Source organism: Roseovarius conchicola (assembly GCF_041403425.1).
GTDB classification, from domain to species: Bacteria; Pseudomonadota; Alphaproteobacteria; order Rhodobacterales; family Rhodobacteraceae; genus Roseovarius; species Roseovarius conchicola.
In genome coordinates this window covers 471,010-495,448 of sequence record NZ_JBGEHK010000003.1, presented here as the reverse complement: position 1 = coordinate 495,448, position 24,439 = coordinate 471,010, and the positions used below count along the sequence as shown (strand labels likewise).

Here is a 24,439-nt window from a genome sequence, read left to right as displayed (position 1 = left end):
GTCCGCTACAACTCCCGCCCGGCCTTATACTCGCCCCAGCGCATCATGACATTCGCCCCCAGCCATGTTAGTGGCGCTGGCGGCAGGCGTTTGGGGGCCTCATGATCCATCACCTGATCCAGCAGATCCGAGGACACACCCGAGGCCAGCTCGGCCATCATCATCCCGTGCAGCGTCCCCTTGGCAAGGCCCAGCCCGTTTTGACAGCAGGCCGCATAAAGCCCGTCATCCACTTCCCCCAGTGCCGGAACACCATTCCAGCTGAGGCACAGCCGCCCGGCCCAGCGATACTCCATCTCGACGTCTTTCAGCATCGGGAAGCGCGCAGCAAAAGAGGCATCATGCGTCCGCCCCATCGCCCGCACCCTTGCATCGCCAATCTTCAACCCGGGATCGCAGGTCGCCCGGTTGCGTACGACAATCCGGTTCCCGCCGGTGCCGGAAATCCGCCGTACCGTGCTGCCCAAGGGATCCGAGGGGGTCAGCCCCCAGCGCGCCTCACCCCCAAGGCGGCGGCATTCTTCGTCACTCAACGCGCGCGTCATCGAGGCGTAAAGAAAGACATGCAGCAGCTGCCCCTTGAAATGGCCAAAGCTATTGGCATGTCCGTTGACGGCAAGGATCACCTTGGGCGCTTTCAGTGCGCCCTTTGGTGTCGTCGCCACCCAATCGCCCTGTCGGGTCAGATCGGTCACGGGGCTATTCTCAAAAATCTGCACCCGGTTCGAGCGCAGTCCACGCGCCACATCGCGCACAAACATCGCCGGCTGGATCATCGCGGTGCCCGGCGTGTACAGCCCGCTTTGGTAATAGTCGCTGCCGGTCAGGGCCTTCATCTGGCCCGCGTCCAGAAACTCATGCGCCTCGCCCATTTTGCCAAGATGCGCGGCATAATCCAGATTGTGTTGATGCCCTTTGTCGCTCGCCGCCGCGTTGGTTTTCCCTGACAAAGTAAAGGCTTCGTCGCTCAACCCGAAGTCTTGTGCCATCTCATGGGCAAACCGGATGGCGTGGCGATTGGCGCGGGTCTGGGCCATGTCGGCCTCAAGCGCGCCACCATAATCGTCCGAGGACAGGTCATGCGGCAGATCAATCATGAAGCCCGAATTGCGCCCCGCGGGCCCCTCGGCCACACGCTTGGCCTCCAGCAAGACAATCCGTGCCTCGGGATGCAATTGCGACAGTCGCCGCACTGCGGCCAGCCCGGCAAAGCCGCCGCCGATCACCAGCCAGTCGGCCGTGACCCGGCTTTCCAACGGCACATGGTCCTCGGCCGTGGGCAGAATGGCGTTCCATCCCGCCGGTCCGGGGTCGCAGGGCATCTGGCTGACGGTCATGGCAGGCTCAGCTGGGCCGTGCGGCCCCCGTCAATGGTGTGAATTTGCCCGGTCACAAAGGCGGCTTCATTCGAGGCCAGCCAACAGATCAGCCGCGCTACATCCTTGGGGCTGCCGGTGCGGCGGAGCGGGTGAATACGCCCGATCTGGTCCCGAAAAGCGGCCGGATCGGGCATGCTCTCGATGAAATTCTCATTCAGCGGGGTATTAATCCAACCGGGCGCCACAGCATTGCAGCGCACGCCGTCAGGTCCGTGATCAATTGCCACCGCGCGGGTTAACCCATGCAGGCCGGCTTTGGACGCGCAATAGGCTGGATGGCGCGGGTTTGATCCCAAGCCCTCGATCGAGCCGACATTCACAATCGCCCCACCACCCTCGCGCAGCATCGGCATCGCGTAACGGATCAGCAGAAACGGCGCGGTCAGGTTCACCTGCATCTGCAGATGCCAGTCGTCCAGCGGGGCTTCCTCGACCGTGCCTTCGCGCATGACACCGGCATTGTTGATCAGAATGTCCAACTGCCCGGCCTTGGTTTGTATCTTGCTGATCACCGCCTCTGGTGCATCGGGGTTGGCGAAATCTGCGACAATCGCCTCGTGATCCGCCGCGCCGCGCTGCGCGGTAAAGACCCGCGCGCCATCCTCGGCCAGCATCCGCGCTGTGGCCTGTCCCATCCCCGAAGAGGCACCGGTGACCAGCGCCACCTGTCCAGCAAACCGGCTCATCCCACGGGTTTCCCGCCATTGACCTCGACCAGCGCGCCACACATGTAGCGCGCCGCATCCGAGGCGAGGAACAGGGCCACGTCGGCAATTTCCTCTGGCTCCGCGATATGGCCGATGGGCACCGAGCTGTTCAACTCGTCCACGGCCTTGTCCGGGTCAAGCCCCCGGATGGCAAAGCCGGTGCGCAGCATCGGTGTGTTCACCTCGTTCGGGCAGACGGCGTTCACGCGGATGCCTTGGGGGGCATGATCCCGGCCCAGGCATTGGGTGAGCGAGGCGACCGCTGCCTTGGACATGATATAGAGCGGGTGGTTCGCACCGGGTTGCGTGCCCCAGCAGGACGAGGTGTTCACAATCGCCCCGCCCCCGGCCTCGGCCATGATCGGGATCGCCGCGCGGCAGATGCGAAACGGGGCCTCGACATTCACACCCATGGTCAGGGTGTAGTCGGCATCGCTGGCCTGGGTGATATCCCCCCGGGTGATTACGCCGGCATTGTTAAAGAGCAGGTCCAGCCCACCCAAAGCCTCGGCGGCACGCCCCGGCAAGGTGTCGCAAAATGCCCCGTCCAGCAGATCGCCGTCCAGATGTGCCTCGGCCTCGACGGCGCTGGTATTACGGTCGCTCACTGCCACGCTGGCCCCTTCGGCCCGCAGCATGGCGACCAGGGTCTGACCGATCCCGCCAGCAGCACCGGTGACCAAAGCCTTTTTCTCTTTAAATCTCATGTCGCTACCTCATATCGAATGGGCAAGCGGTGCGCGCCTGTATTGCCGCTGTCAGGCAGCCATTCCGGCGCATTACCATACGCCACCGTCTTGAAAGTTTTGCGCAACGCTGCAAGGGCGCTGGCGATGTCGGTACGGGCCACGAAATGCCCGATGCAATGATGCGCCCCGCCGCCAAAGCCGAAATGGCGACGACGTTTGGCGGTGATGTCGAAACCCGGATCTTCACACACTTCCGGATCACGGGCCGAGGCATGGACCAGCAGATGCACAACCGTGCCCTTGGCAATGGTGACACCGTCCATCTCGACGTCTTCCAACGCCTCGCGAGTCGCCCAAGTGGTGGTCGGGCGCGCGCGAATGAACTCTTCAATCGCTGGCGGGATCAGGGTTTCATCGCTGCGCAGGGCCTTCCATTGCGCCGGGTGGTCGATGAACAGCGACAGCCCCAGCCCCAACAAGGCGCGGGTTGTATCGACCCCGCCAAAAATCGACATAACGATGGTGTTGAGCAGCTCGTCATGGGTGCAATTCCCGTTGTGATCAAACTCGGCAACCATACGAGCGACATAACTGGTCTCGTCCTCGCCACCGCGTACCCGCATGACCAACTCGTCCGCCAAGATATAAAGCCTGTCGCAGGCCGCATTGAAACGCGCCTCGTGTTTTTTCGCTTCTACGCCCATTGCCAGGCCGAGATTGGCGGCGTCATGCGCCACTTCAGGCCATCGCTCCCGCTCCATCCCCAGAAGGGTGGTGATGGCCTGCCCGGAAAACGGCTCGCAAAACTCGGACTGGAATTCGCAGGCCGTTTTCTCGCGCAAATCGTCACAGAGATCTTTAGCAATCTGGTCAAAAGCGGGGACAAGGCTAAGGACATAGTCCTCGCTCAACGCCGGCACGGCCAGCGCGCGCAGCTTTTGATGGGATGCCCCCTCCCGGCCAATCACCGAATTGCACCAGAATTTGGCGAAGCTGCCTTTGATCCCAACGGTCTCGGGCCAGTTATGGCTGCCTTGCCGGAACCGGCGGTCGCGCAGGATCTGGCCCACCTGCCGATAGCGCAGAACAGCCAGTCCAAAGGGCGTTTCGGCGCACCAACTCTGATCGCGCGCCGCAATGACCTCGGGGCCTCGGGTCGAGAAGGTTGGATCACTGAGATCAAGATAGGGGCGAAGGTCAGACATGGGCGCAAATCCTCAGGGCATCATGAATCGCGGCGGCCATGTTGCGCGATGCAACGGCATCTCCGATGCGGACCAGATCAAACCCTTCTTGCGGTTTGTCCGCTGGCAGAACGGGCCCGCCATCGACCCAGGCCGTCCTGTCGATTTGCCCGCCGTTGCGGCTTTGCGCGACCAACGCGCAGTAAAGTTCGTCATTTGCAACGGTCCCGGCCTCGCTGAGTACATGATCGAAATTCTCCCGCGTCTCCTTGCCGGTCAGGACGTTGCGCAGCCGCGCGGTGATCCGGTTCCCCTCACGCTCCAGCCCGGCGCAATCGGTATCGGCACGATAGCTGATGCCCTGAGCATAAAGATCACGCAGTGCAACGGCGCCAGTGGTTGGTCCCAGCTCGTGATGCGGGGCGCGATCCGGTGTGGCCAGCGTGACCTGTGCACCCCCTTGCAATAATACGTCCGCCAGCACCGTCCCTTGCTGATCACCGGTTTCGTCCAGCAACAGCACATCGCCTGCAGGGCGCGCGCCACCGGAAAGCACATCCCAGGACGGACTCAGCAGATGAGCACCGTCAAAATCAGGCTCATTGGGCAACCCACCCGTGGCGACAACCACCAGATCGGGGGCATCCGCCAACACATCCCCCGCCTCGGCATAACTGTTCAGGCGCAGCTTCACGTCCAGATGGGTCAGTTCGGCCTCCAGCCAGTCTGTCACACCGATGATGTTGCGCCGGGTGCGACCGGCTGCTGCCAGACGAACCTGGCCCCCCAATCGATCCGCGGCCTCATGCAGCACCACATGATGGCCACGAGAGGCCAGCACCCGCGCGGCTTCCATGCCGCCGGGGCCGCCACCGATGACAACAGCGCGGCGGCGGGCAGAGGATTTGGCAATCACATGCGGCAGATGCTCCTCGCGTCCGGTGGCCGCGTTCTGACCGCAAACAGCGGGCTTGCCCTGATTGACCCGGTCCACGCAATAGCCCAGCCCGATGCAAGGGTGGATACGCGCCTCGTCACCACGCCGTAGCTTGGCCACAAGATGTGGATCGGCCAGATGCGCGCGGGTCATACCCACAAGATCAGCAGCCCCGCTGTCCACCGCATGACGGGCCGTTGCCGTATCCGCGATGCCCTGGGCATGCATGACGGGCAGGGTGACGGACTCTTTCAACCGCTTGACCCCGGCCAGGTGCGGCGCGGCCGGTGTGCCCATCGGGGCCACCCAGCGGGCCAAGCCAAGATCGTCATAAGGTGCGCAAGAAAAAACGTTGAGGTAATCGACCTGCCCCGTCGCTTCAAAGGCCCGGGCGATCTGGATGCAGGCCTCGGCGTCTAATCCGCCCTCCAGTTCTTCATCCGCAGCGATACGCAGGCCGAGGATCATGTCGGGGCCAATTTCCCGGCGCACGATGTCGATCACTTCAAGCGAGAGGCGCAGCCGGTTCTCGGGCGAACCTCCCCACGCATCTTCGCGCAGATTAGTGATTGGCGAGAGAAACTGACCCAACAGGTGCGAATGCACCAGCAATTCAATCCCATCGAACCCGGCCTTGGCCACCCGACCGGCTGCAGCGGCGAAATCACTGATCACGCGGGCGATGTCCGCCTCTTCCATGACCTTCGGGATGGCGCGATGCGCCCGTTCCCGCAGCGCAGAAGGCCCCATGACCGGCAGCCAGTGAGCATCATCCCAGACGGTCCTGCGACCCAGATGGGTCAGTTGGATGATCGCGCCGGTATCGTGTGCGTGAACGCCCTCGGCATAGCGTTTGAGCCAGGGGACAATCGTGTCATCTCCTGCATAGGCCTGCCCAAAAACCGAGGGGCTGTCTGGCGAAACATTGGTTGACCCCCCCATGATGGTCAGGCCAATACCGCCCCTGGCCTTTTCCTCGTGATAAAGCCGATAGCGGTCCTTGGGATGTCCACTCTTGACAAAAGAAGGCGCATGGGCGGTGCTGACGATCCGGTTGCGCAAGGTCAAATGACCCAGCTGAAACTCTTGCAACAAGGGATCGCGCACCACTGGCTTATCCTCCGAACGACATGATCGGGGCGCCAAACTGCGCTGGGTCGATACTCAGTCCCAAACCGGGCCCCTCGGGCAGGGCGATATGCCCGCCTTCGATCTTTATGCCATTCAACTCGTCGTAGTGTCCCTCGATATAGGGTTGCGCCAGCCACACGCCCTCTAACAGACGGGGGCGTATGGTTGCGCCGATATGGGTGCAGGCAGCGGCGATGATATCTCCGCCCCAACTGTCATCGCAGGTATGGGGAAGGGAGCGCGCCTCACAGATATCGCGGAAGACGGCCATAGGCTGCAGCCCGCCGATCCGGGTGATCTTCATGCCGAACCCATCGACCAGATTGCCCCCGACCGCGCCGATCACAGTGGCCAGATCAACGCTGCTTTCATCCATGTAGATGCCGTGGCTGACCTGCGCGCGGATCTTGCGCAGATCGTCAACCGTGTCACAGGGCTGTTCCATGATGAAGGGAATGTCAGGGCATTCCCGGCTGACCCGTAACGCGTCACGCGTGGTCCATCCCCGGTTGCCATCCACGGCCAGCCGGACGTGCCCTTGCGTGACCTCCCAGACCTTGCGGATCACCTCGATATCAATCTCGACCGGGCGTCCGCCCACCTTGATTTGCAGGCGGGGATAGCCTTCCTCCATCTTTTCCATGGCCAGCCGGGCGATCTCATCCGGTGCGCCAACGCCGCTTGCGTAATAGGACGGCACCTGTTCCATCGCCGCTCCGCCCAGCAGCTCAGCCACGCGCAGCCCAGTGGTTTTGCCGATCAGATCGTAACAGGCGATATCCACTGCCGCCTTTGCATAGCGATGCCCGTTCAGCAGACCGTCCATGGCGCGATGCAGGCTGAGTGGCGCAATCTCGGCCCCGATCAATCCTTCGCCCATCGCCTCAAGGGCTGCGCTGGCACCCCCGGCATGACTTTCGGCATAAGTGGGCCCGACCGGGCAGGTCTCGCCCCAGCCTTCCAGCCCGGTATCAGACACCATACGCACCAGTGTGGTTTTAAGGGACCACACTTCGGCATTGGCCATGGTATAAGGGCCGTTTTTAACCGGCAGGTCGTGCTGATAGATATGTAGTTCGGCGATACGCATGACTTAGGAAGCTCCAAAGGGATACAGGAGACTGGCGATGGCCAGGGCAGAAAAAACAGCCATGATCGACCAGAACAGCACCGGCTCTTGCGACTTTTGAATGCGCGTCAGAAGATGCGTTTCGCCCACGCGCAGCCCTTGGATAACCCAAACGCCAAGGAAGATCGCCCAAGGCCACAGATGCGCGCTGAAGACGCTGATTAGGACCAGGCCCAACCCGATCCAACCCCATTTTGGCGGGCTGATGGACGGGGTCGTCTCATGTTCCGCTTTCAGGATGACAAAGGCCGCGCCGCTGGGATCGCGGGCCAGCACCGCATCACCTTCGGGCAAGGACATCTCGGTGATGATCTCTCCGCCCGCTGCAGTGATGCTCTCAAGGCCCGTGGCCTGCGCAAACAGAACGGCCCAGTATTCCTCCTTGCCGCGCACTGCCGGGTCGGGGATTTCGTGACAATGAAACAGGACCGTGCCGCGTAGATGCACCTGCGCGATTCCGGCCTCGACCGTCCCGAAGGACCAGCCGAACAGCGCCTCGTAAAACGGTTGGATGGCCTCGATGTCGGAGACAAACAGCCCGTGCCCCGCTCGCAGGCCCGGCGTGGTGCCCGCAACGCTGCCCGCCTCACCCTGAAGCACGGTGAACCCTGCGCCCAGCGGGTCACGGATCAGGGCGTACCGTCCGCCGCCGGGGTAGTCTGCGGGGCCAAGCTCGACCTTGCCGCCCAGCAATTTGGCCTGTTCAACCACCGCCTCGGCATCATCCACCGCGATATAGCTCATCCAGAAGGAGGGCATTCCCATCTGCATGAATTTCTCGGGCATCTGATAGAGGCTGGCCACGGGTGCGCCGCCCGCGCTGGCCAGATACGTGCCGCTCTCATCCGCGCCAGACCAGCGCCAGCCGAACACGCCCGCATAAAACCGCATGGCGCGCGGCGGATCATAGGCCGACAGGTCACACCATATGAAATCGCCATGCGCCATGCGTATCTCTAATGCTCCTGGTTCAGGGCGTCCGCCGCCGGAATTTCGCGTTCGCGCCGGGTAATGTAATCGAGCAGTGCTTCGTTCACGCCCGCGTCCAGCTTGGGTTCCTCGTAAGCGTTCAGCAAGTTCCGGGTGTAGGTCAAGGTGCGTTCGTTCACCTCGATGGCCCCTTCGGCCTGCCATTGCTCGATGGAGTTGTTGTCAAACAGCTCGGGCATGAAGAAGGCCCGCTGGAAGTTTTCCAACGTGTGCGGATGGCCAAGATAGTGCCCGCCGGGGCCGATATCGCCCACGGCTGCAATCGCCTCGTCAAAGTCATCCCAGCGGATGCCCTGGGCCATGCGATAGGCCATGGCGCATTGTTCGGCATCGACGACGAACTTAGCCATGGAACAATGCATGCCGGCCTCGTTCCAGCCAGCGCTGTGCCACATGTAGTTGGTGCCTGCCATCTGCAGGGCCATTAGTGTAGTGGCTGACTCGTATCCCGCCTGTGCGTCAAAGGTCTTGGCCCCGCCCAACGTGTTCGAGCTGCGCCACGGCACGCCATAGAACCGCGCCATCTGGCCGATCATCATGTTCATGAGTGAAATCTCAGGCGTCCCCGCCATCGGCGCGCCGGATTTCATCGACACGGTGGACAGGTAATGCCCGTAGATTGCGGGGCACCCTTTGCGCACCACCTGCGTATAGGCCAGCGCGCTCAGCGCTTCGGCGTTCAACTGCGCGACCGTGGGCGCCACTGAGGCGGGCGTATTGGCTCCGCCCAGCACGAAGGGGCTGCACAACACCGGCTGGTTGCGCCGGTTGAAGGCGCGCATCGCGCCCAGCATGGTTTCGTCCCAGACCAGCGGCGAGTTGCCGTTGCAGTTGCCTGTCACCACCGGGTGGGTTTCCAGAAACTCCTCGCCAAACAGGATCGCGCACATGTCCAGCACATCCTCGGCATTCTTGGGCGAGGTGGTCATGCCCATGAACATCTTGTCGGAGTGTTTCATCGAGGAATAAGTAATGCGCAGATGCCGTTGGCTGATCGGGTGATCATATGGTTCGACAATGTGGTGTGCCGAGGAATGCATCGCAGGCAGCATATGCGCCAGCTTGTGGAAGTTGCTGAGGTCTTCCATCGTCGGGTTACGGCGCACGTCGTCCAGATCACGCAGGAACGGCGCGCCGGTCATGGGTACGAATACGGCATGGTCGCGGCCAAAGGGCAGGTTATTGGCCGGGTTGCGCGCGTGATAGGTAAACGTCTCGGGGATCGTCTTGATCAGCTCGCGCACAAGGCCGCGATCCAGATGCACCCGGTCGCCATCGCGCACATCGGCGCCCGCGCGTTTCCAATCCTCAATGGCGATGTCATCGCGGAACACCACGCCAACATTTTCCAGAATGTCCATCGAGGCGGCGTCAATCCGTTCGATCTGGTCTGCGTCCATCGGTTCGGTCAGCGGGATGCCGCGTTTCAGGGCGGGCAGCATTGTGAAATCATGGGCCTGCCGCGCCGATTTGCGCGCCCCGCGGCCCCGCCGTGTTGTGCCAACTGCATCTATACTCATGTCTGTCTTCCCAAGATGCGCGAGAGGAGGCCGCGTTTTGGCATGCTCTCTTTGATCAATCCTTCAAATCCCAGGGGCACGGTCTGAACAGTCATGCCGGTGGGGTCGTCGCCATTCTCCGTCACCTGCGCGATGACAGATGCGGTGGCACTTTGTTGCGCCAGATCCCGCAGCATTTCACCGGCAATCAGGTCCAGCTTGCGGGCCTGTTTGAAGGCGGCGAACTGGCTGGTCCTGACCAGGCGCTGATCCTTGAAATGCCCATCGGGGCTGGTGACCAGCACCTTGACCCGCGCAGGGTCGTCGGCATCCATCTGTACCTTGCACGCCATTTCCGAGACCATATCCATCAACAGAAGCTGCCCCGCATCCCCGGTCATCTGCGCCTGTCGAGACAGCACCGTCTGGGCCGCGCGCTGCACCTCTTCGGGGGTGCAGGGGGCCTGAAAATAGCTGTCCCAATCTGCGCTCACCCCACATCATCCCCGTCTTTGGGGTCACTCAGATCGACCCAGATGGTTTTGATATTGGTGAACTGGTCATGAGCGTGGATGGAATTGTCACGTCCGCCAAAGCCCGACTGCTTGTAGCCCCCGAACGGCGTGGAGATATCTCCTTCGCCATAGCAATTGACCGTCACGGTGCCTGCCTTGATCTCGCGCGCTGTACGGATGGCGGTGCGGACATTGGCGGTAAAGACCGAGGCGGCGAGGCCATAGCTGGTGTCATTGGCCAGTTGGATAGCCTCTTCGGTCGAGGCGACTTCGATCACGCTCAGCACCGGACCAAAGATTTCCTCGGTTGCACGTTTGTCGGTTTTCTTGACCTCATAGACGGTCGGCTCGACAAAATTGCCCTTGGCCTTGCCGCCTGTCAGCGCCTTGCCTTTCAGATAGGACGCGACCTTCTTGCAATGCTCGGCGTCCACCAGAGCGCCCAGATGATTGGCCGGGTCCAGCGGATCGCCGGTTTTATAGTCGCGGATACGGGCCAGGATGCGATCCAGCAGCGGTTCCTTGACCGCCTTGTGCACGATCAACCGGCTGGAGGCTGAACAATTCTCGCCCATGTTCCAGAAGGCGGCGTTGACCACATGCTCGGCCACGTTGTCCAGATTCTCGGCATCCTCCAGAACAACAGCAGGGTTCTTGCCGCCGCATTCCAGCGTGACCTCTTTCATGTTGCTGTCGGCGGCATAACGCAGGAAGCGTTTGCCGGTCTCGGTCGAGCCGGTGAAGCTGACCATGTCGATATCCATATGCAGACCCAGCGGTTCGCCCACGGATGGGCCATCGCCAGGCAGCACCTGCAACACACCGCGCGGAATACCGGCCATATGCGCCACCTCGGCCAGCCGCAGGGCGGTCAGGCTGGTCTGCTCGGCCGGTTTGACGATCACCGAGTTGCCCGCCGCGAGGGCCGGGCCGATCTTCCATGCCATCATCAACAGCGGGAAGTTCCACGGCAGCACAGCGGTCACCACGCCCAAAGGTTCGCGCACGATCATCGAAATCGCGTCGTCCCCGGCGGGTGCAGTCTGATCGTAAATCTTGTCGATCAACTCGCCATGCCATTTGATCGTGTGGATCGTCTCGGGGATGTCGATCAGCTCGCAATCGCGTACCGGTTTGCCGCTCTCAAGGCTTTCCATCACCGCAAATTCATGGCGCCGGCGGGTAATCAACTTGCACAGGCGGATCATCACATCCTTGCGCTCAGAGGGATGCGCGCGTGACCACTCGCCACGTTCAAACGCTTCGCGGGCCTTCTTGACAGCAAAGTCCACATCGTCTGGGCCCGCGGTACTGATCTTGGCCAACACATCACCAGTGGCCGGATTGACCGTCTCCATCGTCGGCCCCGCGCCTTTGCGGAACTTGCCATCCACGAACGGGGTCTTGGGCAGGTCCAGATCGGCGGCGATGGCCGCGTATTCTTCGCGTGTCAGCAACTCGGTCATTTGCTCGTCTCCTCAATGGCGGCAATCGCCGTGTCCAGCGTGCGGATCACCTCTTCCAAGGCGCGTTTGTCGTCTTTATTCAGTGGGTGCAGGGGCTTGAGAGGCGGCCCCGCTTGGATACCACGCATCGTCACGCCGTGTTTGATGCACTGGATGAATTTTCCACCCTGTTCCAGAATCCGCATCAGCGGCATCATCGCACTCATGATCGCACGGCCCTTGGTGTAATCGCCCCCAACCACGCAAGCCTTGTAAAGTGCCACATGCGCTTCGGGGGCAAAGTTTGACCCCGCGCAGACCCAGCCGCGCGCGCCCCAAGCGAAGAATTCCAGCGCCTGATCGTCCATCCCGCACAGCAGGCCCAGATGCGGATAATCCCGCGCGATCATGTGCAGGCGGTTGATATCGCCACTGCTTTCCTTGATGCCGCAGAAATTGGGTGAGCGGCCAAGGCGATCCAGCGTTTCCTCGTCCATGTTCACGCCCATCCGGCCCGGATAGTTGTAGAGCATCACAGGCATGTCCACGGCGCGATCAATCGCCAGCGCGTGCAGTGCAATCTCGCGGCCCGTGGGCACGGAATAGGGCGGTGTGGCCACAAGGATCGCATCCGCGCCCACCTCTTTACCCATTTTGGCATAGGCAATGCTGTCTTCCGTGCGCAGTGCGCCGGTGCCCACACAGAGCGGCACGCGGCCCCTGATGATTTTCTTGGTGCGCTTGGCCAGATGCGCGCGGGTGTCAAAATCCTGCGCATAGTATTCACCGGTCGTGCCTGCGGCGATGATGCCATGCACACCACCTGCGATCAGGTGTTCAATTACCTCTTCCAGCGCGCTTTCATTGACGCTGAAATCATCATGGTAAGGCGTGATGACAGGCGTCCATATGCCTTCAAACTGCATGTTTGCGGTCCTTCATCTGGTGAACGTCGATGGGCAGCGGATCGGGCTGTACGAACCGCTCCAATCGGTCACTCGTTAGGTTCCAGTGATCAATGGTCAGGTCCACCGCTCGGGTGGGATCCTGCATCTCGATTGCCTCGATCATGGCGTCATGTTGCTCCACTGCCTTGGTGACGCGCAGCGCGTCCTCCTCCGAGGCGGGGCGGTAAAACGTCTGGCTCAGCCGCGTGTGGTCGATCAGCATCCGCTTCAGGCTGACCAGCAAATATGGATTGTGCGACATCCGCCCGATCTGTTCGTGAAAACGGTGGTTCAGCAGCGCGGCTTGCCCCGCATCGCCTGCCTCATTGGCGCGGCGAAAGGCGGTTTGCGTGTCTTTCAGGGCTGGCAGTTCATCACTGCACCGGTTTTCGGCGGCCAGCCGCGCGATATTGGCATAGATCAGCGGCGCGGTCTGAAAGAACATCCGCATGGTGCTCAAATCCATCGAGGCCACCCGCGTGGCACGGTTCTGTTCCTGCGTCAGGTATCCTTCGCCGGCAAGCCGCTGAAAAATCTCGCGCATGGGCGTGCGGGACAGGCCGTATTCCTCACAAAGCGCGGCCTCGTCCAGTTCACTGCCGGGTGCGATGCCTTGCGTAAGAATGCGCATGCGCACATCGTCCAGGCATTGGGATTTGCGGTCTTTGGGCATGATCGGTCCGGTGCGACTCAGTTGTTATACAATATGTATACAAGTTGTATTCATTGATCTAGCATTTTGACGATGACACGTTATGCGGATCAATGCAGTGATTTACCGCAATGCGGACAGATATCCCGATCATGCGCGCGCGCCTCCTTTTGGACGGCTTTCAACACTTCGTCCGCGACTTTGTGACTGAGGCCAAGCTGACGCCGCAGCTGTTCCAACTCGGCTTCTTCGTCGGCGTCGATTACGCCGTCTTCAAGGGCGGTCCTGAATTTCTGGGCCAGTTCTTCACGCGTTCGTCGCAACCGATCTGCCAACCCACTGGCAAGGATGCCGGCAGGAAGGGCGGCCATACCGATGCCGACAATCGCCACCAGCGATCCAAAAATACGACCCATAGGCGTGATCGGTGTTACGTCGCCATAGCCTACGGTTGTTAAAGTCGCCACGGCCCACCACATCGCATGTGGAATCGAGCCGAAACTCTCGGGCTGCATCTGATGTTCCGCCAGATACGCCCCGCTGGCGGCCAGGATCAGCAACATCATCAGGATGAAAATCGCCGCGAAAAACGAATTGGCCTCTTCCCTGAGGACATCGAGCAACATCGACATAGCCGAAGAATACCGCGTGAGTTTGAGGATACGTAGCAACCGCAACACCCGCAGGAACCGCAGATCGACCGAGAAAAGCATACTCAGGTAGAAGGGCAGGATGGCCGCCAGATCGATCAGGGCGATTGGCGTGGTCATATAGCGCAGTCGCGGAAAACGATATTGCGCAAACTCCTCGTCTTCGACACAAACCCAGACGCGCGCCAGATACTCGAGACTGAACACGGCGACCGAGATAAACTCGATGACAACAAACAGACCATGATACTGCGCTTCGATACTGGAAACCGTTTCCAGAACGACGGCGACAACGTTGATTGTGATCAGCGACACAAGACAGATATCAATGGCGCGGTTGATCGGATCGGTCCGGGGTTCGGCCTCCAGCCGTTTGTAGACCATCTTGCGCAGGCGACTCATGGAATGTCCCTCGTTCTGTCTGAGGGGGATCAAACCACATCCGGCCACGCAGAACCATCACGGTGATGTTTCGCCTTCTCCAACGCGCTCCCGTCTCGTCGTACGGCAGCATGGCAAGGGGTCGCGTCAATTGCGCGGCTGCGCGAGCTTCCAGTTCAGGTTGGCCCTCACCGTGGGCCATTCAGGAGCTGTGATCGAATAGACTGCCGTGTCCCGCACTGTGCCGTTATCCATGATCATATGCGCGCGCAGCACCCCGTCCAGTTTTGCCCCCAGACGCTCAATCGCCCGGCGGGACTGGTGATTGATGACATGCGTGCGAAACTCGACCGCGATGCACTCCAGCGCCTCGAACGCATGGGTCAGCAGCATTAGCTTGCATTCGGTGTTGATCGGTCCGCGCTGGGCGGATTTTCCCAACCAGGTCGAGCCGATCTCAACCCGCCGGTGGGCTGCCTCGATATTCATGTAGGTGGTCATCCCCACTGCCACGCCCTGATCGTTCAGAATGGCGAAGGGCAGCATATTCGCGGTTGCCTGTCGGCGCTCAATCTCGGCCAGGACGCCCTCGGGAGTGGGAATCATCATATACCACAACCCCTGCACGCCCTCTGCCGCCTCGGCCAAGGCTTTCGCGTGGGTCTGGCTGAGGGGTTCCAGCACCGCATGGGTGCCGTGGAGAGTGATGGGTTCTGGCCACATCGGACATATCGCGCACCCCGCCGTACGGGCAGGGTGCGCAGATCAGTTAGCCAAAGACAGCGGTCAACGCCTTGTCGGTGCCATCGATGATCTGATCAATGTCATCCTTGGTGGCGATCAACGCGGGCGAATAGCAGAGCGTATTGTTAAAGCCGGGGATCGAGCGGTTGGTCACGCCAATCACCACGCCCTGCGCCATGCAGTTGCCCACAACGGCCTGCGCCAGCTTTTCGTCCACCGGCTCTTTGGTGCCACGATCCGCGACCAGCTCGGCGCCCAGGAACAGGCCCTTGCCGCGCACATCACCGATGACGGCATGCCTGTCTTTCAGCGCGTTCAGCTGATCCAGCATGTAATCGCCCATGGCGACGGTGTTGCCCAGCAGGTCTTCTTCCTCGATGATCGCCATATTTTCCAGCGCCGCCGCCGGACCGGCCGTGCAGCCGCCAAAGGTTGAAATATCGCGGAAATAGTTCAGCGGATCGGTGGTGTCGTCCTTGAACATGTCAAACACACGCTCGTTGGTCACACAGCAGGCAATCGCGGCATAGCCCGACGCAACACCCTTGGCCATGGTCACGAAATCAGGTTCGATCCCGTAATGCTGATAGCCAAACCAGGTGCCGGTGCGGCCCACGCCGCAAACCACTTCGTCGATATGCAGCAGGATGTCGTACTTCTTGCAAATCTCCTGCACGCGGGGCCAATACCCTTCGGGCGGGGTGATCACGCCACCACCTGCGGTAACCGGCTCAAGACACAGCGCGCCAATGGTGTCAGGCCCTTCGGCCAGAATGACTTCCTCGATCGCATTGGCCGCGGCCACGCCGTATTCTTCCCCGCTCAGGTCCCATTGCGCACGGTATTCCATGCAATGGGGCACGCGCACGAAACCGGGGGCAAAGGGGCCGTATTGCGCGTTGCGCTCATCCTGGCCACCGCAGGACATCGTTGCCAGGGTCGATCCGTGATAATCGCGGTCGCGGTAGAGGATCTTGTGCTTCTTGCCACCATACAGCTTGTGCGAAATCTGACGGACCAGTTTGAACGCCTTCTCATTCGCCTCGGAACCTGAATTGGTATAGTAAACCCGGCTCATCCCCGGCATTTTCGAGATCAGTTTTTCCGAGAACATCGCGCCCGGGATCGACCCGGTGGAGCCTGCGAAATAGTTCAGCTTGATCAGCTGGTCGCGCACCGCGTTGGCGATCCGTTCACGACCATAGCCGACATTGACCGTCCACACACCGCCCGAAACCGCATCCAGATGCTCTTTGCCGTGCTGGTCCCAGACGCGCATGCCGCGCCCTTCAACGATGATCTTGGGGTCGGCTGCCGGCTTTTCGCCGTTCCACGCCGCGTGCTGGCTCAGGTGGTGCCACACATGGGCGCGATCCGCCTCGACCACATGAGAAATGTCGTTGTCCATTACCTTGCCGTCCATGAGCGTGCTCCATCCAAAAGGGCCCGACGCGCGGGCGTGCCAGAATCATTTGATCATATCATAGAGAAGCGGCGCCACTGGATAGGGCCAGGTGGCACCCGTGAATAAGACCAGAAAAGCGGACTTGGCAAAAAGTGAGACAAAATATCTCAACCTTGTTTGTGAGTGTTTGTTCTTGAGTCCTGTTACGGCTCTCATCCCGCGGCTTGCACAAATGACCGCATCATCCTGCATAAGCTGGTTAAGAACCGCTCCTTAAGGCTGGCAACCCGATTCCAGTGGACTCGAATCCGCCATCCACAGCGATGACCTGACCGGTGACATAGCTGGCCGCGTCCGAGCAGAGGAAGGTGATCACAGACGCAATCTCATCCTCCGAGCCATAGCGGTTCAAAGGGATCGCATCATGGTAGGCATCAATGATATCGGGCGTGTGCACCGCCATGGCCAGCTTGGTTTTGACCGGCCCCGGACAGATGCAATTGGCACGTACACCGTGGTCGCCCAATTCGGCAGCCTGTTGCTGGGTTAGATGGATCACGCCGGCCTTGGAGGTGCCATAGGCGACGCGCAATGTGCTGGCGCGCAGACCTGAAATAGAGGCGATGTTGACGATCGCTCCTTTCGTGGCCAACAAGCTGTCGCGGAGGGTCTGTGACATCAGGAAAACACCGTCCAGATTGGTCTCCATCACCGCGCGCCAGCGGGCAAAATCCGTGTCTTCCATCGGCCCGAAATCGGCCACGCCGGCATTGTTGATCAACGCATCGATCTGCGGATAGGCGACGGCCAGAGGCGCCACCTGATCGGGCTGCGAAACATCGCATAGCACAGGGTCAACATTCTCAAGCGGGGCGGCGGCGGCCTCCAGCGCCGGTTCGTCGCGATCAATCATCGTCACGCGCCAGCCAAGGCCGAGAAATTGTTTGGTGGTGGCAAGCCCGATCCCCCGGGCGGCCCCCGTCACGATGGCGTGTTTCATGGACATTCCTTTGTAGGGCTTGAGCGTTGACAGATTATCAGCCACGGTGCGGGAATGAAAACAGCCTATCTGCATGACGAGATGACAAGCTGGCGGCACGGCTTTCACCAGATCCCCGAACTGGAATTTGACCTGCCCAAGACCGAGGCACGGGTCGCCGAATTGCTGGAAAGCTTCGGCCTTGAGGTGCATCGCGGCATTGGCCAGAGCGGCGTCGTCGGCGTGTTGCAACGTGGCAATGGCCCACGCAGCATCGGCATCCGCGCCGATATGGACGCCCTGCCGATTGATGAGGTCAACGGGTTTGCCCACCGTTCGACTCATCCCGGCAAAATGCATGCCTGTGGGCATGACGGGCATATGACGATGGCCCTGGGGGCGGCCAAGCATCTGGCCGGGCAGGGTGATTTCAATGGCCGTGCTGTGTTCATCTTTCAGCCCAACGAAGAATTTGGCGATGGCGCTGCGGCGATGATCCGCGATGGGATGTTTGATCGATTTGGCATTGAACGAGTCTACGGGATGCACAATATCCCGGGCATGGAACTGACCGATTTTGCCACCCGCGCGGGCCCAATCACCGCAGCAGAAAGCCTGTTCGAGATCGAGATCACCGCGCGCGGAGGCCATGCCGCCTTGCCCCATATGGGGGTGGATGCGATCACCGTGGGCGCGCAGATGGTGAGTGCGCTTCAGACCATCGTATCGCGCAAGCTGGATCCGGCGCAGAACGGGGTGGTGTCGATTACCGAGTTCATCACCGATGGGCGGCGCAACGTGCTGCCCGGCCACGCGGTTCTGAAGGGCGATGCAAGGGCGTTGACGCCTGACACCAATGCGGCAACCGAGGCCGCGATGCGCCAGATCGTTGCCGGGATTGCCGCAGCGCATGATGTCGAGACAACGGTGCAATACGACACGATCTTTCCGCCCACGGTCAACGATGCTAAGGCCACCCGCGCCGCCGAGGCCGCCGCCCGTGCGCTTGGTAACAACGTGGATGGCGATTGCCCGCCCAAGCTGTTTTCCGAGGATTTTGCCCATATGGCCGCCGCGGTGCCGGGGTGTTTCATGCTGATGGGCAATGGAACGAAAGGCAGCCACGCGCGGCCTCTGCATTCGGCGGATTACGATTTCAACGATGCTGCGCTGGTGGCGGGCTCATCTTATTGGGTGGCACTGGTCGAGCGGGAGCTGGGTTCAGATACGGCTTGATCGCGGTGAAGGACAGGCTGTCTCACCGGCTGGCGGCTCTGAGCCCTGCGCGGTCACCCCCCCGCGCGGAATCAAGGCGAAGCCGCCGCGCGATCGCCAGACCGCCCGCAAGGGCTGGCGATTTGGCCGGGCTTGGCGCAGTGCTGTGATCTTACACGGGCTTGGCTGCCATAAAGCGCATCACACAGAGGTCAGATCGCCATCCCGCGGTCTGGCCATCGCGCGGCTCTGCAAGTGACTGCTGTGTCCCGCAAAGCTGCCATCTGATCCGATATGAGGCGATTTTCTAGCAGGTTTCCGGTTGCAACGCCGGGTCTGGCAAGGGCATGGTCGCCATGACCTTCAGCGGATCGGCTTTAGCTTGAGATATCAAAGAAAGTCGAAGCGCGCGCATCATATGAACGTTCGATTGCGTTTCGAGACAGGCCGTTGGCCAGGCCTTCCTTAAACGCTTTAACAGGAGTCCCTTTCATGCCCTTCACCCTTGCCACTTGGAATATCAACTCGGTCCGCCTGCGCGAGCCGATCGTCTGTAAGCTTCTGGCAGAGGAAGGGCCCGATGTGCTGTGCCTGCAGGAATGCAAAAGCCCGGTTGAGAAAATCCCGACCGAGGCGTTTGCCGCGCTTGGTTACACCCACATGGTGGCGCGCGGGCAGAAGGGATATAACGGGGTCGCGATCCTGTCGCGCCTGCCCATGGTCGAAGCCGGATCGCAGGATTTTGCAGAGCTTGGCCATGCCCGCCACATTGCCGGTCGTCTGGAAAACGGCGTTACGATCCACAACTTCTATGTGCCCGCCGGGGGCGATGTGCCTGATCGCGAGGTCAATGAGAAATTCGGCCAGAAACTGGATTACCTGACCGGGATGCGTGACTGGTTTCATGCGGAAAAACCTCAAAAGTCCATTCTGGTTGGAGACTTGAACATTGCCCCGCGCGAGGACGATGTGTGGTCGCATAAACAGTTGCTGAAAGTGGTCAGCCACACGCCCATCGAGGTGGACCAACTGGCCGAAACCCAAGGCGCGGGTGGCTGGGTCGACATCACGCGGCAGGATATTCCCGAGGGACAGCTTTACAGTTGGTGGTCGTATCGCGCCCGCGATTGGGACGCCGCCGACAAGGGGCGCCGCCTCGATCACGTCTGGGCCACGCCGGATATCTCGAACGCGGGCCATTCCAGCCGGGTCCTGCGCCGCGCGCGCGGCTGGGAAAAGCCCAGTGATCATGCGCCTGTTTTTGCGACATTCGATCTGGATTAAGCGATTCCCGGACTTGGATAGCTCGACCCCAACTGTGGCATCCAAACGGGCGAGTGAGCAGTTTTTGCTGGGCGAACGGGTCCAAGGAGAGATTGCGCCCCTTGCAACACTGTCATGCGTGCGCCATGTAGACCGGGATATGGCAATCTAACGATGCGGAGGGCGCAATGCTTGAACTTGGTGGCCAAACGCCTGCTCAAACTGATCTGATCAAGGACGTATCCGAGGTCGAATTCATGGTCGACGTGATCGAGGCGTCACAAACAGTACCGGTGATCGTGGATTTCTGGGCCCCGTGGTGTGGCCCTTGCAAGACGCTGGGCCCGGCGCTGGAGGCGGCGGTGACCAAAGCAGGCGGAGCCGTGCGCATGGCCAAGGTCAATGTTGATGAAAACCAGGGCATCGCCGGTCAGCTGCGCGTGCAATCCATCCCAACGGTTTACGCCTTCTGGAAAGGCCAGCCCATCGATGGCTTCCAAGGTGCGGTACCGCCTTCGGAAATCGACGCCTTCGTGGCCCGCACAATCGAGGCAGCAGGGGGCGAAGCCGGCGATGATGGCCTGGGCGAGGCCGTGGACGCCGCCGAGCAGATGCTGGAAGAAGGGGCCGCCGCAGATGCGGCACAAACCTTTGCCGCCATACTTGAAGAAGACACCGCCAACGCCGCGGCCTATGGCGGCATGGTGCGCGCCTATATCGCCATGGAAGAATTGGATCAGGCCGAGGCGATCCTGAACGGCGCTCCGGCCGAAATCAGCAGCGCGCCGGAACTTGAAGCCGCCCATGCCCAGCTTGAACTGGCCCGTCAGGCGCAGGACGCAGGCCCGGTAGGAGATTTGAAAGCGGCGGTCGAGGCCAACCCGGACGACCATCAGGCTCGCTTTGATCTGGCGCTGGCGCAACATGCCGCCGGTCAGGCCGAGGATGCAGTCGCGACACTGCTGGAACTGTTCCGCCGGGATCGCGAGTGGAACGATGGTGCGGCCAAGCAGCAGCTGTTTACGATCTTCGACGCGCTCAAACCCGAGGATCCGGTTGTTCTGAACGGACGGCGCAAATTAAGTTCGATGATATTTGCCTGATCCCATGATCAGTCTAGTTCCACTGACATGATTAAACCTGCCGACCTTCCGGACGTTATCCCCGTGTTTCCCCTGCCGGGGGCGCTGTTGCTGCCGCGGTCGCGCCTACCGCTGCATTTGTTTGAACCACGCTATCTGGCGATGCTGGATGATACGCTGAAAACGCCCGAGCGTCTGATCGGGATGATCCAGCCCAACACGGTGCCCGGCCGCGGCGGCACCGGGTTGCATGCCATCGGGTGTGTCGGTCGCGTGACGCAGTTTTCCGAAACTGAAGATGGGCGCTACATGATCACCCTGTCCGGCCTGTCGCGCTATCGCGTGATCGAAGAGGTCGATGGCTTTACCCCCTATCGGCGCGCGCGCGTGTCTTGGGCCGGGTTTGAACAAGACCTTGCGCCAACTGACGTGGACACTTGTTTTGACCGCGAAGGGTTTCTGGATTTGCTGAGCCGCTATTTTCATTCGCGTGAATTGCAGACCGATTGGGATACTCTGAAAGACGCCGATGACGAGCTTCTGATCAACTCGCTGTCGATGTTGTTGGGGTTCGAGCCGGAAGACAAACAGGCGCTTCTGGAAGCGCCTTCACTGACCACTCGCCGCGAGACTTTGGTGACGTTGATCGAATTTGCCCTGCGGGGCGGCGAAGGTACGGAAGAGATCATGCAATGAGAGATACACCCGCCCAGCCTGCAATCGATCGTCATATGCTTGAGGCACTGATCTGTCCTGTGACGCAGAGCCGGTTGGAGTATGATGCCGAGGCTCAGGAATTGATCAGCCGGGCTGCAAAACTGGCCTTTCCGATTCGTAACGGCATTCCGGTCATGTTGACCGATGAGGCGCGCAGCCTCGATTAGCGCCAGCCAACCGGGCTGACTGGCGCTGTTTTTGGTCAGGCGGCGACGGGATCGGTGCCGCGTGTCCACGCAAAGGGCTTGGCGAAATCGTCAAGCGGTGTTTCCGCAAGATGGTTGATGTAGTTCGACATCGTCTTCTGAGCGAGGATCAGGATCACGTCCAACACGGCGCGGTGGCTGTAACCTGCGTCAAAGAACTCCTGCAACTGTGTTTCGGCGACATTGCCGCGGTTGCGGACCACCCGCAGGGTGAAAGCCCGCAACGCCTCAAGCCTGGCTGAGGGCAGCGGGGTTTCATCGCGCAATGCGTTGCTGATCTCGTCCGAAACCTTCATCATCTTGGCGATGCCGGTATGGGCGGGCACGCAGTAATGACACTCATGTTCGACATTGATCGTTTGCCAGACAACGGTCAGTTCATCCGCGTCAAACGCGGTTTCTTGCGCCAGTTTGTGCAGCACCTGATAGCCATCCAGAGCCTGCGGACTTTCGGCCATCACCTTGTGCAGGCCTGGCAGACGACCAAAGGCGGCCTGGGATTTTTCCAGCAGCGGTTTTGAGGCCTCCGGTGCGGTGTCGAAATCATGTGAGGGGAAGGTGGCCATGTCAGCTCTCCTAGTGTTTATGCAATACGGATGAATTAGATATTGTTGAGTGATCGTTCAAGTATTATATTTGAGTGACTATTCAACAATAAGTGATCCCATGCCCCGCAAACCGCTTTATGACCGAGATGACCTGATCGTCCGCGCCCGGGACTTGTTCTGGGCAAGGGGCTGGGCCGGGACATCGATGAAAGATCTTGAGGCTGCGCTCAAGCTGAACCCGGGCAGCTTTTATGCCGCGTTCGGCTCGAAAGAGGCACTGTATGAACTGGCGCTTGATCGCTACGCCGAAGAAGGGGCCGCGGGCCTGCGCAAACTGGCCGAGGACCTTGGGCCGCTAGAGGCGCTCCAGGCCCATCCCCTGCGGGTGCTGGAGCGTAAGGGTGCGGCGACGGCTTGCATGCTGTCCAAGACATTTCTTGAGCTACAGGCGCAGGCCCACCCATTAGCGGCGCGCGCCGGGGCGCATCTGGATGACATGGAAGCGGTGTTTGCCAGCCTCTTTGAAGAAGCGCAGACGCGGGGTCAGATCAGTGCCGATCACGATCCGAAACGGTTGGCGCGGCGCTATCAATCCGATCTTCTGGGGCTGCGGGTGTCGTCCGAGCGCCCAAGCGTGGATGCCTGGGCGCTTGCGACGGAAATTGCCAATGGTGTCGAGGCGTTGCGCAAAACCTAGGCGCTTGGATTAGTCCTGCGGACCCAACGCCGTCAGCCCGTGCAGGATGTCGATGGCATAGGCCATCTGGTAATCCTCTTCGCGCAGCTTGGCGGTGGCTTCGACCTTGGCGCGATCTTCTTCGATCTGGCGAATCTCGTCTTCGGTCAGGCTGTCATTGTTCAGGCTGCCGCGTAGATCGGCCTCGGAGCGTTCGCGACGGGCTTGTTCCTCTTCGCTCTCCTCCTCACCGGGTCTGGTACGGGGTTGTTCAACGATGATGTCGGGCGACACACCAAGCGATTGGATGGACCGGCCAGAAGGGGTGTAGTAACGGGCCGTGGTCAGGCGCATGGCCCCGTCTCCGCGCAGCGGCATGACCGTCTGAACCGAGCCCTTTCCAAAGCTTTTCGTCCCCACCACGATGGCGCGGCGGTGATCCTGCAAGGCGCCTGCGACGATTTCCGAGGCACTGGCCGAACCACCATTGATCAGAACAACGATCGGTTTGCCATTGGCCAGATCGCCGGGTTCGGCGTTGAAACGATCCCCGTCTTCGGGATTGCGCCCGCGTGTGCTGACAATCTCGCCCTTGTCCAGGAACGCGTCCGATACTTTGATCGCTTGGGTCAGCAGGCCGCCTGGGTTGTTGCGCAGATCCAGCACGATGCCGTTCACCTCGTCCATACCGCCCAGTTCTTCAACCTGTTCTTCAAGGCCGGCTTTGAGGTTCTTGTAGGTCTGGTCGTTGAAGGTGGTGACCCTCAGGACAACGGTTTCCTGTTCGGTGCGGGCGCGCACGGCGGTCAGTTGGATCGTGTCGCGGATGATAGAAACATCAAACGGTTCTCCGATGTCCTCACGCACAACGGTTATCACGATCTCGCTGCCAACCGGCCCGCGCATCAACTCAACCGCCTCGTCCAGGGTCAGGCCCAGCACGCTTTCATTGTCGACATGTGTGATGAAATCGCCGGCCTCAATCCCGGCCTCATCGGCGGGAGTGCCGTCGATGGGTGAGACCACTTTCACAAAGCCGTCTTCTTGCGTCACCTCAATGCCCAGGCCGCCAAATTCGCCACGTGTCTGCACGCGCATATCGGCGGCATCATCGGGGCTCAGATAGCTGGAATGCGGATCAAGCGAGGTCAGCATGCCGTTGATCGCCGCCTCGATCAGTTCGCCTTCGTCCACGTCCTCGACATACTGGGCGCGGATGCGTTCGAAGATGTCACCGAACAGGTCCAGCTGCTCATAGACGTTGGTGCTTTTGGCGGCTTCCTGGGCCAACAGCGGGGCGGCCACCTGCGTGGACACGACCACGCCAGTCAGGATGCCAGCCGCAGCGGCCATCGCAAATTTTTTCATG

General features: G+C 60.7%; 24 protein-coding genes. 6 read left to right on the top strand and 18 right to left on the bottom strand.

All coding sequences use genetic code 11. From position 1 onward, the window contains the following. Nucleotides 1–5: 5 nt before the first annotated feature. The 16 genes from V6N02_RS11660 to V6N02_RS11585 all read right to left on the bottom strand — a co-directional run bounded on the left by V6N02_RS11660 (nt 6) and on the right by V6N02_RS11585 (nt 17,384). Nucleotides 6–1,337: an NAD(P)/FAD-dependent oxidoreductase gene (locus V6N02_RS11660; RefSeq protein ID WP_371225755.1), complete on the bottom strand. Its 1,332-nt coding sequence runs from the start codon at nt 1,335–1,337 to the stop codon at nt 6–8. Next, nucleotides 1,334–2,065: an SDR family NAD(P)-dependent oxidoreductase gene (locus tag V6N02_RS11655; protein ID WP_371225754.1), complete on the bottom strand. Its 732-nt coding sequence runs from the start codon at nt 2,063–2,065 to the stop codon at nt 1,334–1,336. The genes V6N02_RS11660 and V6N02_RS11655 overlap by 4 nt, the downstream gene beginning before the upstream one ends. Beyond that, a complete protein-coding gene (locus V6N02_RS11650) occupies nt 2,062–2,793 on the bottom strand; it encodes an SDR family NAD(P)-dependent oxidoreductase (RefSeq protein ID WP_371225753.1) in 732 nt (243 codons plus the stop codon). Before V6N02_RS11650 ends, V6N02_RS11655 begins: the two co-directional genes overlap by 4 nt. Further along, nucleotides 2,790–3,980: a cytochrome P450 gene (locus tag V6N02_RS11645; RefSeq protein WP_371225752.1), complete on the bottom strand. Its 1,191-nt coding sequence runs from the start codon at nt 3,978–3,980 to the stop codon at nt 2,790–2,792. The genes V6N02_RS11650 and V6N02_RS11645 overlap by 4 nt, the downstream gene beginning before the upstream one ends. Then, nucleotides 3,973–6,003 (bottom strand): oxidoreductase, encoded by a 2,031-nt coding sequence (locus tag V6N02_RS11640; protein WP_371225751.1) that lies wholly within the window; start codon nt 6,001–6,003, stop codon nt 3,973–3,975. Before V6N02_RS11640 ends, V6N02_RS11645 begins: the two co-directional genes overlap by 8 nt. 7 nt (nt 6,004–6,010) lie before the next feature. Next, on the bottom strand, nt 6,011–7,117 hold the full coding sequence (locus V6N02_RS11635) for a mandelate racemase/muconate lactonizing enzyme family protein (RefSeq protein WP_371225750.1): 1,107 nt from the start codon (nt 7,115–7,117) through the stop codon (nt 6,011–6,013). A gap of 3 nt (nt 7,118–7,120) precedes the next feature. After that, entirely contained in the window at nt 7,121–8,104 is a 984-nt protein-coding gene (locus V6N02_RS11630) for a VOC family protein (protein WP_371225749.1), read from the bottom strand. A gap of 8 nt (nt 8,105–8,112) precedes the next feature. Beyond that, the gene (locus V6N02_RS11625) at nt 8,113–9,666 is read right to left on the bottom strand and encodes a trimethylamine methyltransferase family protein (protein ID WP_371225748.1); all 1,554 of its coding nucleotides are present in this window, start codon (nt 9,664–9,666) and stop codon (nt 8,113–8,115) included. Continuing rightward, nucleotides 9,663–10,139 (bottom strand): hypothetical protein, encoded by a 477-nt coding sequence (locus V6N02_RS11620; RefSeq protein ID WP_371225747.1) that lies wholly within the window; start codon nt 10,137–10,139, stop codon nt 9,663–9,665. The genes V6N02_RS11625 and V6N02_RS11620 overlap by 4 nt, the downstream gene beginning before the upstream one ends. Beyond that, complete coding sequence (locus V6N02_RS11615) at nt 10,136–11,626, bottom strand: aldehyde dehydrogenase (protein ID WP_371225746.1); 1,491 nt, start codon at nt 11,624–11,626, stop codon at nt 10,136–10,138. The genes V6N02_RS11620 and V6N02_RS11615 overlap by 4 nt, the downstream gene beginning before the upstream one ends. Beyond that, nucleotides 11,623–12,531, bottom strand: coding sequence for a dihydrodipicolinate synthase family protein (locus tag V6N02_RS11610; RefSeq protein ID WP_371225745.1), 909 nt, complete (start codon nt 12,529–12,531; stop codon nt 11,623–11,625). Before V6N02_RS11610 ends, V6N02_RS11615 begins: the two co-directional genes overlap by 4 nt. Then, the gene (locus tag V6N02_RS11605) at nt 12,521–13,225 is read right to left on the bottom strand and encodes a GntR family transcriptional regulator (RefSeq protein WP_371225744.1); all 705 of its coding nucleotides are present in this window, start codon (nt 13,223–13,225) and stop codon (nt 12,521–12,523) included. Before V6N02_RS11605 ends, V6N02_RS11610 begins: the two co-directional genes overlap by 11 nt. Before the next feature lie 89 nt (nt 13,226–13,314). Then, nucleotides 13,315–14,256 carry an ion transporter gene (locus tag V6N02_RS11600; protein ID WP_371225743.1) on the bottom strand — a complete coding sequence of 314 codons (942 nt, stop codon included), beginning with the start codon at nt 14,254–14,256 and terminating at the stop codon, nt 13,315–13,317. Between the two features lie 126 nt (nt 14,257–14,382). Beyond that, complete coding sequence (locus V6N02_RS11595) at nt 14,383–14,958, bottom strand: GNAT family N-acetyltransferase (RefSeq protein WP_371225742.1); 576 nt, start codon at nt 14,956–14,958, stop codon at nt 14,383–14,385. Between the two features lie 46 nt (nt 14,959–15,004). Then, a complete protein-coding gene (locus tag V6N02_RS11590; protein WP_371225741.1) occupies nt 15,005–16,402 on the bottom strand; it encodes an aminotransferase family protein in 1,398 nt (465 codons plus the stop codon). Nucleotides 16,403–16,643: 241 nt separating this feature from the next. Next, a complete protein-coding gene (locus tag V6N02_RS11585; protein WP_371225740.1) occupies nt 16,644–17,384 on the bottom strand; it encodes an SDR family NAD(P)-dependent oxidoreductase in 741 nt (246 codons plus the stop codon). A 54-nt stretch (nt 17,385–17,438) separates the two neighbouring features. Between V6N02_RS11585 and V6N02_RS11580 the strand changes: the two genes are divergently transcribed. The 5 genes from V6N02_RS11580 to V6N02_RS11560 all read left to right on the top strand — a co-directional run bounded on the left by V6N02_RS11580 (nt 17,439) and on the right by V6N02_RS11560 (nt 21,807). Then, nucleotides 17,439–18,599 carry an amidohydrolase gene (locus V6N02_RS11580; RefSeq protein ID WP_371225739.1) on the top strand — a complete coding sequence of 387 codons (1,161 nt, stop codon included), beginning with the start codon at nt 17,439–17,441 and terminating at the stop codon, nt 18,597–18,599. A 471-nt stretch (nt 18,600–19,070) separates the two neighbouring features. Next, nucleotides 19,071–19,862, top strand: coding sequence for an exodeoxyribonuclease III (locus V6N02_RS11575; RefSeq protein WP_371225738.1), 792 nt, complete (start codon nt 19,071–19,073; stop codon nt 19,860–19,862). Between the two features lie 167 nt (nt 19,863–20,029). Next, nucleotides 20,030–20,944 (top strand): tetratricopeptide repeat protein, encoded by a 915-nt coding sequence (locus V6N02_RS11570; RefSeq protein WP_371225737.1) that lies wholly within the window; start codon nt 20,030–20,032, stop codon nt 20,942–20,944. Nucleotides 20,945–20,971: 27 nt separating this feature from the next. After that, nucleotides 20,972–21,619, top strand: a complete 648-nt coding sequence (locus V6N02_RS11565; protein WP_371225736.1) for an LON peptidase substrate-binding domain-containing protein — start codon at nt 20,972–20,974, stop codon at nt 21,617–21,619. Next, the gene (locus V6N02_RS11560; RefSeq protein ID WP_371225735.1) at nt 21,616–21,807 is read left to right on the top strand and encodes a Trm112 family protein; all 192 of its coding nucleotides are present in this window, start codon (nt 21,616–21,618) and stop codon (nt 21,805–21,807) included. The genes V6N02_RS11565 and V6N02_RS11560 overlap by 4 nt, the downstream gene beginning before the upstream one ends. A gap of 35 nt (nt 21,808–21,842) precedes the next feature. On the opposite strand, the gene V6N02_RS11555 is transcribed toward V6N02_RS11560, so the two are convergent. Further along, complete coding sequence (locus V6N02_RS11555; protein ID WP_371225734.1) at nt 21,843–22,412, bottom strand: carboxymuconolactone decarboxylase family protein; 570 nt, start codon at nt 22,410–22,412, stop codon at nt 21,843–21,845. Nucleotides 22,413–22,512: 100 nt separating this feature from the next. Here V6N02_RS11555 and V6N02_RS11550 point away from each other — a divergent pair, with 100 nt between their 5' ends. Continuing rightward, complete coding sequence (locus V6N02_RS11550; protein ID WP_371225733.1) at nt 22,513–23,091, top strand: TetR/AcrR family transcriptional regulator; 579 nt, start codon at nt 22,513–22,515, stop codon at nt 23,089–23,091. A gap of 9 nt (nt 23,092–23,100) precedes the next feature. Here the strand turns inward: V6N02_RS11550 and V6N02_RS11545 are convergent, their stop codons facing one another. After that, the gene (locus V6N02_RS11545) at nt 23,101–24,438 is read right to left on the bottom strand and encodes a S41 family peptidase (protein WP_371225732.1); all 1,338 of its coding nucleotides are present in this window, start codon (nt 24,436–24,438) and stop codon (nt 23,101–23,103) included. Between the last annotated feature and the right edge of the window lies 1 nt (nt 24,439).